This is a genomic window from Chryseobacterium takakiae (assembly GCF_900129385.1).
In the GTDB taxonomy this organism is placed as follows: Bacteria; Bacteroidota; Bacteroidia; order Flavobacteriales; family Weeksellaceae; genus Chryseobacterium; species Chryseobacterium takakiae.
This window is the reverse complement of the sequence record NZ_FQVO01000011.1, coordinates 67,233-86,198: the sequence shown is the minus strand read 5'-3', so window position 1 is coordinate 86,198 and position 18,966 is coordinate 67,233. Positions and strand designations below refer to the sequence as shown.

At 38.6% G+C, this 18,966-nt stretch carries 14 protein-coding genes; 13 read left to right on the top strand and 1 reads right to left on the bottom strand.

Features of this window, described 5'->3' with window-relative positions:
* The first annotated feature begins 59 nt into the window (after positions 1-59).
* The 12 genes from BUA76_RS14365 (at position 60) to BUA76_RS14310 (ending at position 13,950) form a co-directional block, all read left to right on the top strand.
* On the top strand, positions 60-569 hold the full coding sequence (locus BUA76_RS14365) for an NADH-quinone oxidoreductase subunit NuoE family protein (protein WP_029298766.1): 510 nt from the start codon (positions 60-62) through the stop codon (positions 567-569).
* Between the two features lie 88 nt (positions 570-657).
* Positions 658-2,010 carry an NADH-quinone oxidoreductase subunit NuoF gene (gene nuoF, locus BUA76_RS14360; protein ID WP_072885489.1) on the top strand — a complete coding sequence of 451 codons (1,353 nt, stop codon included), beginning with the start codon at positions 658-660 and terminating at the stop codon, positions 2,008-2,010.
* Between the two features lie 73 nt (positions 2,011-2,083).
* Positions 2,084-2,860, top strand: coding sequence for a hypothetical protein (locus tag BUA76_RS14355; protein WP_072885488.1), 777 nt, complete (start codon positions 2,084-2,086; stop codon positions 2,858-2,860).
* A gap of 43 nt (positions 2,861-2,903) precedes the next feature.
* Entirely contained in the window at positions 2,904-3,902 is a 999-nt protein-coding gene (locus tag BUA76_RS14350) for an NADH-quinone oxidoreductase subunit G (RefSeq protein WP_072885487.1), read from the top strand.
* Positions 3,903-4,078: 176 nt separating this feature from the next.
* The gene (gene nuoH, locus BUA76_RS14345) at positions 4,079-5,143 is read left to right on the top strand and encodes an NADH-quinone oxidoreductase subunit NuoH (protein ID WP_072885486.1); all 1,065 of its coding nucleotides are present in this window, start codon (positions 4,079-4,081) and stop codon (positions 5,141-5,143) included.
* A gap of 164 nt (positions 5,144-5,307) precedes the next feature.
* Positions 5,308-5,865 carry a NuoI/complex I 23 kDa subunit family protein gene (locus BUA76_RS14340; protein ID WP_029298761.1) on the top strand — a complete coding sequence of 186 codons (558 nt, stop codon included), beginning with the start codon at positions 5,308-5,310 and terminating at the stop codon, positions 5,863-5,865.
* Positions 5,865-6,362, top strand: a complete 498-nt coding sequence (locus tag BUA76_RS14335) for an NADH-quinone oxidoreductase subunit J family protein (RefSeq protein WP_072885485.1) — start codon at positions 5,865-5,867, stop codon at positions 6,360-6,362. Before BUA76_RS14340 ends, BUA76_RS14335 begins: the two co-directional genes overlap by 1 nt.
* 3 nt (positions 6,363-6,365) lie before the next feature.
* On the top strand, positions 6,366-6,695 hold the full coding sequence (gene nuoK / locus BUA76_RS14330) for an NADH-quinone oxidoreductase subunit NuoK (protein ID WP_029298757.1): 330 nt from the start codon (positions 6,366-6,368) through the stop codon (positions 6,693-6,695).
* Between the two features lie 2 nt (positions 6,696-6,697).
* Positions 6,698-8,611, top strand: coding sequence for an NADH-quinone oxidoreductase subunit L (gene nuoL, locus BUA76_RS14325; RefSeq protein WP_072885484.1), 1,914 nt, complete (start codon positions 6,698-6,700; stop codon positions 8,609-8,611).
* A gap of 2 nt (positions 8,612-8,613) precedes the next feature.
* The gene (locus BUA76_RS14320; protein ID WP_072885483.1) at positions 8,614-10,107 is read left to right on the top strand and encodes a complex I subunit 4 family protein; all 1,494 of its coding nucleotides are present in this window, start codon (positions 8,614-8,616) and stop codon (positions 10,105-10,107) included.
* 93 nt (positions 10,108-10,200) lie between these two features.
* Entirely contained in the window at positions 10,201-11,586 is a 1,386-nt protein-coding gene (locus tag BUA76_RS14315; RefSeq protein WP_072885482.1) for an NADH-quinone oxidoreductase subunit N, read from the top strand.
* 63 nt (positions 11,587-11,649) lie between these two features.
* A complete protein-coding gene (locus tag BUA76_RS14310) occupies positions 11,650-13,950 on the top strand; it encodes a GAF domain-containing protein (protein ID WP_072885481.1) in 2,301 nt (766 codons plus the stop codon).
* A 53-nt stretch (positions 13,951-14,003) separates the two neighbouring features.
* On the opposite strand, the gene BUA76_RS14305 is transcribed toward BUA76_RS14310, so the two are convergent.
* The gene (locus tag BUA76_RS14305) at positions 14,004-15,182 is read right to left on the bottom strand and encodes a Pycsar system effector family protein (protein WP_072885480.1); all 1,179 of its coding nucleotides are present in this window, start codon (positions 15,180-15,182) and stop codon (positions 14,004-14,006) included.
* 38 nt (positions 15,183-15,220) lie between these two features.
* Here BUA76_RS14305 and BUA76_RS14300 point away from each other — a divergent pair, with 38 nt between their 5' ends.
* Positions 15,221-18,925, top strand: a complete 3,705-nt coding sequence (locus BUA76_RS14300; RefSeq protein WP_317041298.1) for a metallophosphoesterase — start codon at positions 15,221-15,223, stop codon at positions 18,923-18,925.
* Positions 18,926-18,966: the final 41 nt, after the last annotated feature.

Sequence of the window (18,966 nt, the reverse complement as noted above, 5' to 3'; positions counted from 1 at the left end):
TGAATTTAGGACAGAATCAGAGTATACTCTATAATAATGTTCTTTAATCTTAAATAAAAATGAGCGAAACAATAGCTTTTAAACCGGAAAGTTTAGCACAGGTACACAAAATGATCGCAAGATATCCTGAGGGCCGACAAAAATCTGCACTTATTCCTGTACTGCATTTGGCCCAGAAAGAATTCGGTGGGTGGTTAGACGTTCCAGTAATGGATTATGTTGCAGAATTATTAAGTATAAAACCGATTGAAGTATATGAAGTGGCAACATTCTATACGATGTTCAACATGAAACCGGTAGGCAAATATGTTTTGGAAGTCTGCAGAACTGGACCTTGTATGGTTTCAGGAAGCGAAAAAATTCTGAATCATATCAGGACTAAACTGAACATTAAAGACGGAGAAACTACGGAAGACGGAATGTTCACCCTAAAGCCTGCAGAATGTTTAGGCGCTTGCGGATACGCGCCGATGATGCAGCTGGGGAAATTCTTTCATGAAAATTTAACGATAGAAAAAGTAGACGAAATCCTCGATCTTTGCAGAGAAGGACAAATCGCTTTAGACTAATAAAAATTTAAATCTCAGGTTTAAATTAATTTAAATTTTAATAATTAAATGCAAGAAGCTAAAAGCCAATTGCAATAAGCATATAACAATGAGTAAAAAACTTTTACTTAAAGACGCACATATAGAAGGAATACGCTATTTCGAAACCTACCGTAAACAAGGCGGTTACGGAGCAGCTGAAAAAGCCCTGAAAATGACACCGGACGAAATCCTGGAAGAAGTAAAAGCTTCCGGACTGAGAGGACGTGGTGGAGCAGGATTCCCAACCGGTATGAAATGGAGCTTTTTGGCAAAACCGGAAGGCGTTCCAAGACACCTGGTAGTAAATGCCGATGAATCTGAACCGGGAACTTTTAAAGACCGGTACCTGATGGAATTTCTTCCTCATTTATTAATTGAAGGAATGCTTATTTCATCATATTGTTTGGGTTCGAATGTTTCTTACATCTACATCAGAGGAGAATATTCCTGGATTCCGGATATTTTAGAAGAAGCCATCGAAGAAGCAAAAGCTGCCGGATTTTTAGGTAGAAATATTCTCGGAACCGGGTTCGATCTCGAAATTTATGTTCAGAGAGGTGCCGGAGCATATATCTGCGGTGAAGAAACGGCTTTGCTGGAATCCCTTGAAGGAAAAAGAGGAAACCCAAGACTGAAACCGCCATTCCCGGCTGTAAAAGGTCTTTGGGAAAGACCAACCGTAGTAAATAACGTTGAATCTATTGCAGCAATCGTTCCAATCATAGATATTACCGGAGCGGAATACGCCAAAATAGGTGTAGGAAGATCTACAGGCACAAAATTAATTTCCGCTTGTGGAAACATCAATAAACCGGGAGTTTATGAAATCGACATGACCATTACGGTTGAAGAATTCATTTATTCAGACGAATATTGCGGCGGTATTAAAAACGGAAAAAAATTAAAGGCTTGTATTCCTGGAGGAAGCTCAGTGCCGATTGTTCCGGCAAATTTACTGCTGAAAACCGTAAACGGAGAACCAAGATACATGAACTACGAATCATTGTCAGACGGAGGTTTTGCCACCGGTACCATGATGGGTTCCGGAGGTTTCATCGTACTGGATGAAGATCAGTGTATCGTAGAACATACCATGACTTTAGCGAGATTCTATAATCACGAAAGTTGCGGACAATGTACACCATGCCGAGAGGGTACGGGATGGATGTATAAAATATTAAAGAAAATTGAGAATGGACAAGGTAAGATGGAAGACATCGATTTGCTTTGGGATATTCAGAGAAAAATAGAAGGTAACACAATCTGCCCATTGGGGGATGCAGCGGCGTGGCCTGTAGCAGCGGCAATACGTCATTTCAGAGATGAATTTGAATGGCACGTGAAAAACCCGGAACTGTGCTTAACACAAAACTACGGATTGGCACATTACGCAGATCCGATTCCGGCGCCGACAGCTTAGGCTGCTTTTAAGACAATAAATTAGGGTGATAAAAAAGTGTGTATTACTGCTTGGGTTAGCAGTAACACTGGGTATGAAAGCCCAGGGAAATCATGTGGATCCGTTTAAAAAAGGATCAGTAATGGTATTTTGGGGGTGGAACAATTCGGTATATTCAAAATCGGATATTCATTTTAAAGGAGATGGATATGATTTTCAACTGAATAATGTTGTTGCCCATGACAGACAGACGAAATTTGGTTGGGGAGTGTATTTTAAACCTAGCTCAATCACAATTCCGCAGGTAAACTACAGAATTACGTATTTTCCTAAAGATAATCTGGGGATTACGTTAGGAATGGATCATATGAAATATGTGATGGATCAGAATCAGACGGTTGATTTTAAAGGTTATATCAATAATCCTGAATATGCTGAACTGGTGCATGACGGAAAAGTAGATTTAAGTGATGCCAAATTATTAACATTTGAACACACAGACGGTCTTAATTATATTAATATTGGTGCTCAGAAGTATCATAATGTTTTAAATAAAAAAAATATTGATCTTTTTCTGAGCTATGGAGCCGGAATCGGTGCCCTGCTGCCAAAATCGAATGTAAAGCTGATGGGAAATGAAAGAAGTGACAGATTCCATCTTGCAGGGTTCGGTGCCGACATCAGAGGAGCGGTAAGTCTCGTAGCCATAAGACACGTTGTCGTTCAGCTAGAAGGTAAATTGGGTTACATTAATATGCCGGATATTAAAACAACTCTGAATAATAAGCCGGATAAGGCTTCACAGGATTTTGTGTTCGGAGAAGTTGATCTGGGTATCGGCTATACATTTAATACAAGGAAGTATAATTAATAAAGCTTACTGCTCGAACAGTAAAAAGCGAAAAGCATAGAATATGAGCGAAGAGGTTAAAAAATTTAAAATAACTATAGACGGACAGACTACCGAAGTGTTGCCTGGAACTTCCATCCTGGAAGCGGCAAGACAAATCGGCGGAAAATCTGTACCTCCTGCAATGTGCTACTACAGCAAATTGGAAACAAGCGGAGGAAGATGCAGAACCTGTTTGGTAGAAGTTTCTAAAGGATCTGAAGCAGATCCGCGTCCTATGCCGAAATTGGTGGCAAGCTGCAGAACAAATGTAATGGACGGTATGGAGGTTAAAAATCTTACTTCCGAAAAAGCTCAGGAAGGAAGAAAAGCCGTTACCGAATTTCTATTGGTAAACCACCCATTAGACTGCCCGATCTGTGATCAGGCCGGAGAATGCCATCTTCAGGATCTGGGATATGAACACGGTGTAGAAAATACCAGAACCGAATTCGAAAGAAATACATACGATGCCGATGATCTTGGCCCGCACATCAAACTGAATATGAATCGTTGTATCCTTTGTGCAAGATGTGTGCTGGCTGCCAACCAGTTAACCGGAGAAAGAGAGCACGGAATTCTTTTCAGAGGGGATCATGCTGAAATCTCAACTTACTTAAATAAAGCATTGGACAATGATTTTATCGGAAACGTAATTGATGTTTGTCCGGTAGGAGCATTAACCGACAGAACGGCACGTTTTGCAAGCAGAGTTTGGTTTACAAAGCCTATGAATGCTTCTTGTAAGTGCGACAAGTGTTCAGGAAAAGCTGTTGTATGGATGAAAGGAGATGAAATTGTAAGAGTTACAGCAAGAAAGGATCAGTGGGGAGAAGTTGAAGAATTTATCTGTGATACATGTCGTTTTGAAAGAAAAGAGCTTTCTGACTGGAATATCGAAGGTCCGAGACACATCGACAGACACTCTGTTATTTCATTGAATCACTACGAAAAGCCAAAAGATGAGCTAAGAGTTTTAGACAATCCAATGGCTAAAGAAATCAGTGAAAAAGACGAAAAATAAAAGTCGGATGCTTGAAGCTCGAGGATGGAAGTTTGTAACCGCAAAACCTACATTTCTACTTTAGTTTCAATCATTTAAAAAAATATAAAAAATTTTGGTAATGTGATGACGAGTTAATGCCACGATGTGATAAACTTCCAGCTTCCAGCTCCCATCTTCAAACATTTAAAATAAAAATGGATTTACTTACATTTAAATTGATACTTGTACTGGCGCTTTTCCTTCTTTCGCTTACGATTGCAGCCTATTCTACCTGGGCAGAAAGAAAAGTTGCTGCCATTATGCAGGACAGAATAGGGCCGAACAGAGCAGGACCATTCGGATTGTTGCAACCTCTTGCCGATGGTGGGAAGTTTTTCTTTAAAGAAGATTTCACCCCTGCCAATGCAGAAAAGTTCCTTTTCGTATTGGGGCCGGCTTTGGTAATGTTTATATCATTGATCACGGGAGCAGTTATTCCTTGGGGTAAAAGTTTAAATATTGCCGGTACTTCTTATGACCTGCAGGTTGCAAATATTGATGTTGGGGTGCTTTTCATCATCGGGATGGCTTCCATCGGTGTTTACGGAATTATGATCGGAGGCTGGGCTTCCAATAACAAATATTCTTTATTAGGTGCAATCCGTGCTTCTTCTCAGATGATTTCTTACGAATTGGCAATGGGACTGGCTTTGCTTTCTATTATTATGATGACAGGAAGTTTAGATTTAAAAGAAATTACGGAAAGCCAGACCAACGGGAAATTATGGGGCGTTATTCCATGGGTTTCCGGACTTAACTGGAATATTTTCTACCAACCGATTGCTTTCTTAGTATTTATTGTAGCCGCTTTGGCAGAAACGAACAGACACCCTTTCGATTTACCGGAGTGTGAATCTGAACTGGTAACAGGATATTCTACAGAATATTCATCCATGAAATTGGGATTGTACATGTTCGGTGAATATGTGAACATGTTTATTTCTAATGCTTTTATGGTTGTTCTTTTCTTCGGAGGCTACAATTATCCAGGAATTGAATGGGTAACTCAGAACTGGGGAGAAAATACCGCAGGAATTTTGAGTATTGTTGCATTTCTAATTAAAACAATCATCGGAATTTTGATCTTTATGTGGATCAGATGGACGCTTCCGAGATTCAGATATGACCAGTTAATGCATTTAGGTTGGAAAACGTTGATTCCAATGGCATTGGTAAACCTGCTGATTACAGGCGCTGTAATTTTAGCATTTGGAAATTAATTAATTTGAAAATGAGTTAATTTGAGAATTTGAAAATGGTAATATTACCAATCATTCAATTTCTAACAAAATATAAATTTGAAAATGAGCTGATGCGAAAATGTGACGATGCAATATACTTCCATCTTCCAGCTTCCATCTTCTAACATTTAATAATAAAAATAATGAAACTTACTAACAGATCGAAAGTTGTTTCTAATAAAGAAATGACCCTTGCTGAAAAAATCTACCTTCCTGCTATTTTTACGGGAATGGGGATTACTTTCAAGCATGCTGTAAGAACCGTACTGAAAGGTGCACCTGCAGTATATTCTTATCCGGAAGTACAAAAGCCGAGAGCAGATATCTGGAGAGGCCAGCACGTTTTGAAGAGAGACGAAGAAGGCAGAGAAAGATGTACAGCCTGCGGTCTTTGTGCGGTAGCATGCCCTGCAGAGGCCATTACCATGACTGCTGCTGAAAGAACAAAAGAAGAAAAGCATCTTTACAGAGAAGAAAAATATGCATCGGTATATGAAATTAATATGCTGAGATGTATCTTCTGCGGGATGTGTGAAGAAGCCTGCCCAAAATCTGCAATCTATCTTACAGACCGTTTGGTAGATGTGGAAACCAACAGAGGTTCTTTCATTTATGGAAAAGATAAATTGGTTGAAAAAATAAACGAAAGGATTGATATCACTGAAAGACAATCCGAGAAACAAAAAAATGCGGTAAAATAATGGATCAGTTTTTATTTTTCTTGGTGGCGTTTTTAGCAGTGGCAAGTGCGGTTTACTTCGTATTTGCGAGAAATCCTTTGTATGCTATTTTGTCATTAATTGTTACGATGTTTTCTATTGCGGGCATGTACATTCTCCTGAATGCACAATTCCTAGCGATTATCCAGATTATTGTTTACGCCGGAGCCATCATGGTACTATTCCTTTATATCCTGATGATGCTTAACCTTAATAAACAAGACGAAAGTAAGAAGAGCAATACTTTAAAGTTTGTTGGCGTATTTACGGCTGGTCTTGTATTAATTGGTGTTTTAGGCGTATTCAGAGGAATCCAGCAGAACCAGATTGTAGTTGAAAATGCAGACGGAAGTGTTGGACTTACGAAAAATCTGGGAAGACTTTTGTTTAATGAATATGTTTTACCGTTTGAGCTTGCATCCATCCTTATTTTGGCCGGTATTGTAGGTGCGGTATTAATCGGTAAAAAAGATTTATAAATTATGGGAGAAGTAAATACATTTATACAAAGCATCCCTCTCAATTACTTCATCATTCTTTCATCTGTATTATTCAGTCTGGGAGTATTGGGTGTATTGCTGAGAAAAAATGCGATTGTTATTTTGGGTTGTGTAGAGCTTATGCTCAATTCTGTTAATCTTTTATTAGCTGCATTTTCAGCGTACAAAGGTAATGGCGACGGACAACTTTTAGTTTTCTTCATTATGGTGGTTGCTGCTGCTGAAGTAGCGGTAGGTTTGGCAATTATTGCTATGCTTTATAGAAATACCCGTTCTGTTGATGTAAGTATATTTAATAAATTAAGAGGATAAGAATGGAAAATTTAGTGTATGCAATAATACTTTTACCACTTTTAGGTTTTCTTATAAACGGTTTATTCGGGAAAAATCTGCCAAAAATTGTTGTGGGTAGTTTAGCTACAGCAATGGTTTTTGCTTCTTTCTGCATCGCAGTAAGCATTTTCCTGGGTTTCAATTCAGAAAGCCAGCCAGTCATTGTAAAAGCTTTTGAATGGTTCAGGGTAAACGGAGTTCAGATTAATTTCGGGTTTCAGATCGATCAGTTGTCATTAATGATGGTGATGATCATCACGGGAATCGGTTCTTTGATTCACCTCTACTCTATCGGATATATGAGCCACGATAAAGGTTTCTATAAGTTTTTCACGTATCTGAATCTGTTTATCTTCTCCATGTTACTTTTGGTAATGGGAAGCAACTACCTGATTCTGTTCATCGGATGGGAAGGGGTAGGATTATGTTCTTATTTATTGATCGGGTTCTGGTATACCAACGAAGAATATGGTAAAGCAGCGAGAAAAGCATTCATCATGAACAGAATCGGTGACCTTGCGTTACTGATCGGTATTTTTATGCTGGCTTCACAGACGAATGCTGTTGATTATCTTACGATCAGAGAAAATGCAGGAAAGTTTGAATTAGACGGAAGCGTAATCATCTTTATTACCGCGAGTTTATTTATCGGTGCAACTGGTAAATCTGCGCAGGTTCCGTTATATACCTGGTTACCGGATGCGATGGCAGGTCCAACTCCTGTTTCCGCTTTAATTCACGCAGCAACGATGGTTACGGCAGGTATTTATTTAGTCGTAAGATCTAATTTCTTATTTACATTAGCACCAAGTGTTCAGGACGGAATTCTATTCATCGGATTCTTAACGGCAGCTTTAGCCGGATTCTATGCACTGCGCCAGAACGACATCAAAAAAGTATTGGCCTACTCTACCGTTTCACAGCTTGGATTTATGTTCATTGCTTTAGGATTGGGCGCTTATACAACGGCAATGTTCCACGTAATGACACACGCTTTCTTTAAGGCATTATTATTCCTGGGGGCAGGTTCTGTAATCCACGCGATGAGCAACGAACAGGATATGCGTTTTATGGGTGGATTAAAAAAGTATATTCCTCTTACCCACGCTACTTTCCTTATCGGAACATTGGCGATTTCAGGATTCCCTTTATTATCGGGGATGATTTCCAAAGACGAAATTCTAGTAGCTGCTTTTGCTAAAAACCCTGTTTACTGGGTGATTCTATTCATTTTGGCAGCAGTTACTGCAACATATATGTTCAGATTGTATTACCTGACTTTCCACGGAGAGTTCAGGGGTACTGAAGAACAAAAACACCACCTTCATGAAAGTCCGGCTAACATGACGTTACCTTTGATCGTATTGGCTATTCTTTCCGTTGTGGGTGGTCTTATCAACCTTCCTCACTTCATTGGCCACGGGCATTATGCAAAACTGATGGAATGGCTGAAGCCGGTTCTTACCGAGGAAAGCTTCAACCAAATGGAAACAACGCTTTCAGCAGTTCCGTTTGGTACAGAAATGATACTTTTGGGAGCAACAGTACTCATGTTCTTCTGTGTATGGTTTCTTGTTAAAAATACCTATGTTAACAAGAAAAAACAGGCTCTTCCTGAAGAGCAGTACACCGGATGGGAAAAACTGTCTGCCAGAAAATTATATATTGACGAACTTTACAATGCATTGATTGTAAAAACTGTTGAAGGATTAGGACGCGGAGGAAAGATGTTTGATAATGGTATTCTTGACCGTTTTGTAGACTTTGTGGGCGATGGCGCTGAAGACAGCGGAAAAGCCATGAAGCGTGTACAGAACGGAAATGTAGAGAATTACATTCTGATTATGTCTTTAGCGGTGGGAATTATATTAATTGTTAACTTTTTATTACAATAATAATGTCTGAGTTGTTATTAACATTATTACTATTACCTCTGGTAGGTTCGGGATTAGTTTTTGCATGGAAAAACAATTCAAGCAAATATTTGGCACTGGGAATTGCATTGGTACAGATGCTCATCACTTTCTACATTGCAGCAGATTTTAATTACAGTCCAACGGTAGACAGCGTACTGCAGCACGAAATCAATTACCCTTGGTCGCAATTTATTAAAAGCTCTCTTCACTTCGGTATTGACGGGATGAGCCTTCTTCTTTTACTGCTGACCAATATTTTAGCGCCAATCATTATTTTATCTTCTTTTAACGAAAATGTAAGCTACAGAAATACATTCTATGGTTTAATATTATTGATGCAGTTCGGATTGGTGGGAGTTTTCACTTCGCTGGACGGATTATTGTTCTACATTTTCTGGGAAGTAACCTTAATTCCGATCTGGTTCATTGCCGGACTTTGGGGTCAGGAAAATAAAAGATTTGAATTCACTACGAAATTCTTCGTTTATACATTTGTAGGATCATTATTCATGCTGGCAGGACTGATTTATGTATACAATCACTCTGCATCATTTGCATTGACAGATTTATACAATGCTCAGTTAAATGAAACCCAACAGACTGTGGTTTTCTGGTTTATCTTCTTTGCCTTTGCAGTGAAATTACCGGTATTCCCTTTCCATACATGGCAGCCTGATACGTATACTTATTCGCCAACTCAGGGATCGATACTGTTATCAGGAATTATGCTTAAAATGGCGATCTATGGAGTAATGCGTTATTTATTACCGATCACGCCCCTTCCGATAGCAGGAATTTCAGGACAAATTGTGATTATCCTTGCCATTGTAGGAATTGTTCACGGTGCTTTGATCGCGATCATTCAGATGGATATGAAGAGAATCATTGCCTATTCATCTTTCTCTCACGTAGGATTGATGGTAGCGGGAATCTTCGCTTCAGCAGTGATTACATTAAGAGGAACTTTCAATATTGAAGGGGCTGAAGGAGCTTTGGTACAGACTTTTGCCCATGGTATCAACGTAGCCGGATTATTCTACTGTTGTGATATTTTATACAAGAGATTCAAATCAAGAGATATCAGACAAATGGGCGGGCTTGCAAAAGTAGCTCCTAAATTTGCCGTATTATTCCTGATTATCATACTAGGTTCAATGGGTGTTCCTTTGACCAATGGATTCATCGGAGAATTTATCCTATTGAAATCGGTATATGATTTTAACGGATTGGCAGCAGTAATTGCCGGTCTTACCGTAATCTTGGCAGCTGTATATTTATTGAGATTTTATGGAAAAGCAATGTTTGGTCCTGGTGATGAAGCCGTTCTGAGCACAGCTAAAGATCTGTCTGCGGTAGAATTCTCAGTATTGGCAAGTTTGGCGGTTTTTGTGATTGTGTTTGGTATTTTCCCGCAACCGATCATCGAAATGGTGAATAGTTCGCTGAAGTTTATCTATACGGCGATGGCCAGTTAAAAAATTAAAAGATTTAAAAATTAAAAACTAGGAGATCGAAGAAGAATAAAGTGAAAGAATAAGACTTTAAACTTCCAATCTCGAATATAAATTATGAGTGTTTTAATTATTGTTTTCCTAACGGCAGTTATTGCGTTATTTTCAGGAGTTTTTGAGCAAGGGAAATTCGCAAGATACATTGGAATTTTGGGATTAATCATCGCATTATGGGTAAGTTTCATGCCGGAAGCTGCATTCTTCGGCCAGTACAGACACATGTACGACTATACCGCCAATACTGCATTATTTACTAAAATATCCATTGTAACCACCTTATTACTATTCTTTTTGGGAGGTTTTGCATTCAGCAACCACAGAAGCCACCAGTCTGAATTATATGCACTGATGCTTTTTGCATTATGCGGTGGAATTATCCTTTTCGGATTCCAGAATCTGGTAACATTATTTTTAGGAGTTGAGATTCTTTCCATTCCTTTGTATGTAATGGCAGGAGCAAATAAAACCGATCTAAGATCGAATGAAGCCTCTATTAAATATTTCCTGATGGGTGCTTTTGCAACAGGTTTCCTGTTGTTCGGGATTGCATTTATTTACGGAAGTGCAGGAAGTTTCGATTTATATAAAATCCAGGATTTCGGAGTTTCAAACCCGAAGGATGTTATGTTCATTTTAGGTGTTTTATTAATTCTTTGTGCGTTGGCATTCAAAGTGGCATTGGCTCCGTTTCATATGTGGAGTCCGGATGTGTATTACGGGTCGCCTTCATTGATTACGGCTTTCATGGCAAGTGTTGTTAAAATTTCAGGATTTTTCGCATTATTCAGATTAATGACTATCGGATTCGGTGGCGTTACAGAAGAATGGATCAATGTTTTCGGCGTATTCCTGATCATCACTCTGCTTCTGGCAAATGTTATGGGTCTTGCACAAACCAATGCTAAGAGAATGTTGGCCTATTCATCTGTTTCGCACGCCGGTTATATTGGGTTGGTATTCTTCGGGATGACAAGCCTTTCCACTTATAATTTGGCATTCTATTTATTTGCATATGCTTTGTCAACAGTAGGTGTTTTCATGTGCCTGATTTATGTTGAAAAATTAAAAAGAGAAACTTCTTTCGGAGCATTCAAGGGATTGGCAAAAACAGAACCTTTACTTGCAACGGCCGCTGCAATTTCAATGCTATCTATGGCCGGTATTCCTTTAACAGCAGGTTTCATGGGTAAATTTGCATTGTTTTCCCAGGCTATGAATTCTGATCACGGTGTTTTCCTTGTATTGGTTGCCGTATTGGGATCTGCCCTATCTATTGCCTATTATCTGAGATTAATCATCTCCATGTTTTTCTTTAAAGAAAGCACATTCAAATCTTCAGAGAAAGTAACCTTAACGTATAATATTGTTGCCGTATTTGTAATTGCTTCAATCATTGTGTTGGGGGTTTTCCCTGATCTTTTCGCAAGACAGTTCGGACTTTAAAAAGTCCTCATAAAAATATAAAACCACAACCTCAAAGTTGTGGTTTTTTTATAACTTTACTTTATGGCAAATCTTTATAAAAAAGACGCTCCATTTCAGGTTTACATATCTTTCAATAAGTATCTGGATGTGCTGGAGCATATCCGCTACAACGATCGTCTGGAATATCGTGTGAACTATGCCAAATCGTTATTAGATAAAACCAAAAACTTTAAGGAACTGAGAGACGGCTTTCAGGATGTAGCACTGCTTGAAAAACATGAAGAGCTGATTAAACTCCTGCTTTCTGATCTATTTCCAACAGGACTAACCAATAATGAAATAAAAGCAGCCAGCTTCCCGCTTTCCAATATCACATTCAACTATACGGAAAGATTTAAAAAGATTCTGAAAGACGCAGGAAAAGATTTTGAAATAGAGCTGCGGAATATTGATGACGACGAATTTTATGTATTCTGCTGCTGTCTTATTCTGCAGACGTATTACAAAAGAGACATCAAAAGCTCGCTTCCGTTTTATTACGACATCCCGAACAGGCAGGGAATCATGAAACATTACAAGATTACTGTGAATGCTGATTTTGCAGAAGTATATCCTACCGAAGATGCAAAAATTCCTTCTGATGAGGTAGTCGATATGCTGCTCGAAAACCTGGATGATTTCAAACTTTGGAAAAGATATTTCCCTTCGGAATCTTGGGTATTAAAAGGATTTACGATTATTTCACTGGTAGACTGTACTTCTGAAGTGGCATTGTCTGATCTCAAATCCAGCATGATCAGCATCGATCCGGAAAACCTTTCTCCGGACGAAAACCTCATCGAAATTTTCAAATCGTACTTTGATGTCTCGAAGCTTAATTTCGGACTGATGCTGTTCAATAAAAAAGATCAAAGGCTGGAAAAACTCCCGATTTATGAAAACCTGTTTACCAATCATATTCTGGATTTCTGGATCAATACCTTTGATGATGAAACAAGAAGAACAACATTCACCAACTTAAATCACAATTCCAAGCCAATCGTTGTTTCCAACATTGAAAATCTCGATCACGAAATAAAATCGCTTCCGTCTTTCAGAATTCTTAGGGATAACAACATCAACAGTTTCATGGTGATTCCTATTGTGAAGGATAATGAATTGCTGGCCATTATGGAATTTACATCACCGGTTGTGAACAGTTTCAACGGAATCAAACTCAAAAAAATGGAGTTTTTTTCAGATATGATTTTGTTTTCGCTCAACAGATTCAGTTTTGAAAAGGATTATCAGATTGAAGCCATTATCCAGCGGGAATACACCAGTATCCACGACAGTGTAGTCTGGAAATTCAGAAATGAAGCCGAGAAATATTTCAATGCATCGCTGGCAAAAAAAATATATACCTTAAAGCAGATCTCCTTTAAAAATCTTACGCCGCTTTTTGGGTTTTCAGATATCCGTTCGTCTTCAGAAAAACGGTTTAATTTAATGCTGGAAGACCTCAACCAGCAGATTGAATGTCTGCATGAAATCTTTTCATTAACCAATTCGGAATCTGAAAAATATTTACTGGCACTGGAAATTTTCGAGAATGAATTAAATAATGAAATTAAAGCAGACAGTGAACAGCGTTTCCAAAGACTGTTAAGAGATGAAATTCATCCTTATTTACAAGCTAAATTAGAGATCAAATCTTCCAGTGAAGTAAAAGCAAAAATTAAAGATTATTTTGCCCAGGTTTTCACTCAAAATGACCTTTTTTATGCTAACAGAAAAAGTCTGGATGATTCAATAACATTAGTGAACAGGAAGTTGGCAGACGTTCTGGATGAAGCCCAGGTAGAAGCCCAGCAGATTTTTCCTCATTATTATGAAAGGTTCAAATCAGATGGCGTTGAACATAATCTGTACATTGGCCAGAATATCGCTCCGGACTTGCATTATCATTCAAAGGTAGTTCATAAATTGAGATACTGGCAGCTAAAGACCATATGCAATATGGAACTTGAATTCCGGAATTTCAAAAAAGATCTTCCTATTTGCCTGGACATCGCTTCACTGATCTTTGTCTATAACGAAAAAGTAGATATCCGGTTCAGGATGGATGAAAAAAAATTTGATGTAGACGGAGCATACAACTCTTACTATGAAATTATCAAAAAGCGTTTAGACAAAGCCCATATAAAAGATTCTACAGAAAGAATCACTTGCCCCGGAAAAATAACAATCGTCTATTTCGGTATGGAAAACCAGAGAGAATATCTTGATTATGTTAATAAATTGCAGAAAAAAGGCATCGTGAAAAATGATGTTGAACTTCTAAGGGTAGAAGATCTTCAAGGGATTACGGGACTTCTTGCATTGAGGGTTTCCATTGCCTGACATAAAAAAACTCATCCCAGCAGGATGAGTTTCTATTTTCTTCTCTGTATCTTTTAAAGGCTTAAAAAAGCATATCCGAAAGACAATACGGAAATCACGATTCCTGCCATGAAAATCTGGTAGGTAACGGATAAAAGCCTGTACTTTCTGTCCAGCACTTTTCCGAGGAAATACAAATCCTTTACCATGGATTCATAGATATAATCCCGGTCTTTGATGAGAATATTCATTGCGCTCTGATAATCATCGAACAGCATCCTGTTGAAATTTCCGAAGAACAGCAGGTTTACTTTTCTGTCAGCCACATCCTGCATGCTGAATTTTGCTTTTGTAACATTAGGCTTTGTTGATAAGATGGCAAAAATAATCGTCAATACCGCAGATAACAGCAGAATAAAACTCGGAATAATCAGGTGTGAATTTTTCGGAGTATCCAGCTTTGGAACCAATACCGAAAGACAAACCGAAATAATAATCGCATTTACCGAAAGAAGAATATTGGCCTTGCTGTCTGCAATATCGCTTAATCTCGTATGGTTGCTCAGCGTAACCCTGAAAAGCGTATCCACACTTCGGTCCGGCTTCGGATCTTTTTCTTTATCCTTTTCTTTTTTATTTTCGGAGCTGTCTTTTTTGCCGTCCTCCTTTTCTAATTTTTTTTCGATTTTTTTAATATTCTTTTCCTTTAGCGGCTGCCATGCGCTTTTTGCATAATCCGTATAAAATTGATGCTTGTTTTTGAGCATATCCAGGTTACCGGCATTCCACTCATCGTTAGAAAAACATCTCACATTGGTAAGTTCCCACTCTTTCCGCAGTGCATCGGAAATATCGTTGTAATCGTGGCTGGCAAAATGGCTGCAGTCTGCATCTTTTACAATTTTTTCCAGAAGATTTTGAGGAACATACGTAATTTTTGTCGCCAAAATTAATTTAACAATATCATTAATCTCAGTTTCAGGGTAATTTTCTTTCTGAAGGAAACCTTTTGCGATCTCGGCTCCTTTTTCTTCATGTTCTTTGGCACATTCTATGTATCCTGTATCATGAAACCAAAGTGCAAGCAATACCTTTTCCTGATCTTTTTCAGAAACGGGAGTATTTCTTAATATTTCTTCAGCTTTATTTACCGTAAATGTAGTATGAATAAAATTATGATAAAAATATACCGAAGATAGCTTATCTTTGAATAAGGTTTCAACATAATCTTTGGCTTTTTGTAAAATGTCCATCACCGAAATTTTGTTAATGTAAATTTATGAATTTATACTTGAAAACTCATCTAAAAAATACTTCTCTTGCTCTTAGATTCGTATTGTCCGCCGGAGTTTTGTATTCCTGCGCAACATATAACGTAAAAAAGGGTAAAAACTTATCTGAAGTCAGCAATTCTGATGCAAAATCCGAAAATGACTTTACCCTATTTCTTGTGGGAGATGCAGGAAATGCAGATGAGCCTCAGTCTCAGCAAACTTTACAATTACTTAAAAACCGGCTGGAATCTGCAGGAAGCAACTCGATGCTCCTGTTTCTGGGTGATAATATTTATCCTCACGGAATGCCGAAAGAGTCTGATAAAGATTATCCGTTGGCAAAACAAAAACTGGAAGACCAACTCTCCATTGTAAAAAATTTTAAAGGCAAAACACTGGTTATTCCCGGGAATCATGACTGGTACAGCGGGCTCGACGGGCTAAAAGCCCAGGAAGATTTTGTGAAAAATTATTTGAATGATAAAAAAGCTTTTCTTCCTAAAAATTCCTGTCCTATAGACGACATAAGCCTTTCGAAAGATATCAAACTAATTGTGATTGATTCGGAATGGGCGTTGCTAAACTGGGACAAACATCCGGGAATCAACAAAAACTGCGACATCAAAACCCGGGAAGATCTTTTCACCGAGTTTAAAGATTTAATTAATAAAAATCAGGATAAAAGAATTATCGTTGCGCTTCATCATCCTATTATCAGCAGCGGAACACATGCAGGATTTACTTCTGCAAAGTCGCATCTTTTTCCCCTGAAAAGCAAAATTCCGGCTCCGGGCGTTGCAAGTCTTATTAATGTGGTGAGAAGTACCTCAGGTGCAAGTCCGGAAGACATTACGAATAAACATTACGCAGATCTTGCCAACCGAATTAAGAGTATTGTCCAGGAAAAGGAAAATATTATTTTTGTCTCGGGACACGATCATAATCTTCAATACCACGAATTAAGAAATATCAGGCAGATTATCAGCGGTGCGGGCTCCAAAGTTGATCCCGCTACCATCAGGGAAAAAACTGATTTTTCCTACGGAGGAAGCGGCTTTGCCGTATTGAATATCAGAAAAGATAAAAGTTCGGACGTTGAATATTTTTCCACAAAAGACAATTCTTTAGAGAAACTCTCTCATATCCAGGTAACGGATAAGCCTGCAGATTTTGTAAACAATTACCCGGATTCTTTTCCTTTAACAGTAACATCAACCATTTACCCTAAAAAATTAACGGAAAAAAGAAAATTTTACAGATGGCTATGGGGAGAGCATTACCGAAAATATTACAGAATGCCCGTGGAAGTTCCTACAGCGAACATTTCAACACTTGATGGCGGCTATACACCTTTCAGGGAAGGCGGCGGAAACCAGTCGAACAGCCTTCGGCTGAAAGCGCAGGACGGACAGGAATTTGTGATGAGAGGGGTTAAAAAAAGTGCCGTCCGTTTTCTCAACAATATGGCATTCCGGAAAAGCACTTTCGGAAATGAGCTGAATAATACTTTTCCGGACCGGTTCCTTCTGGATTTTTATACAACCAATCATCCCTTTACACCTTTTGCCGTTGGAAATATGGCAGACAAGATTGATCTTTACCACAGCAATCCGAGGTTATTTTTTATCCCGAAACAAAAGGCACTGGGTGAATATAATCTGAATTACGGAGATGAAATGTACATGATTGAAGAACGTTTTTCTGCAGATCCTAAAACCCTTGCTTCTCTGGATAATGCAAAGGATATTCTTTCGACGGATGATGTCCTGAAAAATTTTAATAAGAGTTACAAATATTCGGTAGATCAGGAACTATACATCAGAGCACGACTTTTTGATATGTTAATAGGCGACTGGGACAGGCATTCCGACCAGTGGAAATGGGCAGAATATAAAGAAGGTGACAAAGTGGTCTACAAACCGATTCCGCGGGACAGAGATCAGGCGTTCAGCAAGTATGACGGGAATGCTTTCAAAATTATCATGAATATTCCGGCAATCCGCCACATGAAAACCTTTAAAGATGATATCAAAAGCGTAAAATGGCTTTCCATGGAACCTTATCCTCTGGATCTTGTTTTCCTGAAAGGCGCTACTGAAGATCAATGGATTGAACAGGCAAAATACATCCAGGATCATCTTACGGATCAGGATATTGACAATGCATTCACCAATCTTCCGAAAGAAGTTCAGGACGAAACCATTGCGGATATTCAAAGAAAACTGAAGCTAAGGAAAACAAAACTGGAAACCTATGCTTCTGAGTATTACGATGTATTGCAGAAAAAAGTTCCATTGGCCGGAACGGTGAATCCTGATAAATTCGTTATTACGAAAACGGGAAATTCGGTTAATGTTAAACAATACAAATTAGACAAAAAGAAAGAAAATCCCGAGCTGGTTTTTGAAAAAACATATGACGACTCCAAGACCAAAGAATTGTGGATTTACGGACTTGAGGATGATGATATCTACGAAGTTTCCGGAGAAGGAAGACCGAAGATGAACATCAGGCTGATTGGTGGCTATAACCACGATACCTATACTATTGCCGACGGGAAGAAGGTTAAAATTTATGATTTTAAATCACAAAACAATACCTACAACTCAACCGGTGCTTCAAAAAACATTTCAGATGATTACGACGTTAACACTTACAATTACAAACATCCGAAATACAACTTTGTGGCAGGTTATCCGAACGCCAATTTCAATCCGGATGACGGGGTAATTTTAGGATTTGTGGCCAACTATACAGTCAATAATTTCATCCGTGATCCTTTTACCCAGAAACATAGCCTGAGAGCCAATGTTTACACGGCTACGGGAGGATTTAATCTCGGTTATAAAGGAGTTTTCAAAAAAGTGATCGGAAACTGGGATGCCGGAATTGATGCTTTGTACACAACGCCATTTTTTGCCAGAACTTTTTTCGGTCTGGGTAATGAAACACAATATGACAAGGATGCAGTAGATAGAAACTACAACCGGGTAAGAATTTCGCAGTTTAAATTTGCACCATCTTTATCCACAACAAGCTGGCGCGGTATAAAAAACCAGTTTCAGCTGAGTTTTGAGCATGCTAAAGTGCAGCGGACAGACGACCGTTTTGTAGCGGTTTCCCCAGATGTAAACCCTGAAGTTTTTGATGGCCAGCAGTTTGCCGGAGCGAATTATACTTTCAGTTTTAAAAATGTAGATAATAACGCATTTCCGACTTTAGGAATGGAATTTATATTAAATGGAGGCTGGAAAGCCAATATTTCAGAATTTAACCAAAATTTTGCGACATTCCAGGGAACATTGAATGTTTTCCACAGAATCGATAAAAGAGGACGTTTCGTGTTTGCCAACTCCACCAATGCCATGATCATCAACAATAATAATTTTGAATTTTATCAGGCCGCGGCCATTGGCGGTAATAACGCGATGCGTGCTTACAGAAATGAGCGGTTTGCAGGAAAATCTTATTTCGTGAATAATGCCGAAGTGCGATGGGATTTTGGCCGTGTTAAAAACAATATTGTACCTGTCAACATGGGAATTTTGATAGGTTATGATCTTGGAAGAGTCTGGATAGACCGTGAATCATCCGACAAATGGCATCAGGGTGTGGGCGCAGGATTCTGGATGAATATTCTGGAAATGTTTTCTGCCCGCATCGATTATTTCACCGGTGAAGACGGCGGACGAATTTCAGGAGGCGTAGGATTGGTATTTTAGAATAATAGTACAAATTACATTATAAAAACCGCAGAGGATTT

Bases quoted from the DNA above. Each gene is read 5' to 3' on its own strand.
- BUA76_RS14365 (WP_029298766.1), top strand. From the start codon at position 60: ATGAGCGAAACAATAGCTTTTAAACCGGAAAGTTTAGCACAGGTACAC.
- nuoF (WP_072885489.1), top strand. From the start codon at position 658: ATGAGTAAAAAACTTTTACTTAAAGACGCACATATAGAAGGAATACGC.
- BUA76_RS14355 (WP_072885488.1), top strand. From the start codon at position 2,084: ATGAAAGCCCAGGGAAATCATGTGGATCCGTTTAAAAAAGGATCAGTA.
- BUA76_RS14350 (WP_072885487.1), top strand. From the start codon at position 2,904: ATGAGCGAAGAGGTTAAAAAATTTAAAATAACTATAGACGGACAGACT.
- nuoH (WP_072885486.1), top strand. From the start codon at position 4,079: ATGGATTTACTTACATTTAAATTGATACTTGTACTGGCGCTTTTCCTT.
- BUA76_RS14340 (WP_029298761.1), top strand. From the start codon at position 5,308: ATGAAACTTACTAACAGATCGAAAGTTGTTTCTAATAAAGAAATGACC.
- BUA76_RS14335 (WP_072885485.1), top strand. From the start codon at position 5,865: ATGGATCAGTTTTTATTTTTCTTGGTGGCGTTTTTAGCAGTGGCAAGT.
- nuoK (WP_029298757.1), top strand. From the start codon at position 6,366: ATGGGAGAAGTAAATACATTTATACAAAGCATCCCTCTCAATTACTTC.
- nuoL (WP_072885484.1), top strand. From the start codon at position 6,698: ATGGAAAATTTAGTGTATGCAATAATACTTTTACCACTTTTAGGTTTT.
- BUA76_RS14320 (WP_072885483.1), top strand. From the start codon at position 8,614: ATGTCTGAGTTGTTATTAACATTATTACTATTACCTCTGGTAGGTTCG.
- BUA76_RS14315 (WP_072885482.1), top strand. From the start codon at position 10,201: ATGAGTGTTTTAATTATTGTTTTCCTAACGGCAGTTATTGCGTTATTT.
- BUA76_RS14310 (WP_072885481.1), top strand. From the start codon at position 11,650: ATGGCAAATCTTTATAAAAAAGACGCTCCATTTCAGGTTTACATATCT.
- BUA76_RS14305 (WP_072885480.1), bottom strand. From the start codon at position 15,182: ATGGACATTTTACAAAAAGCCAAAGATTATGTTGAAACCTTATTCAAA.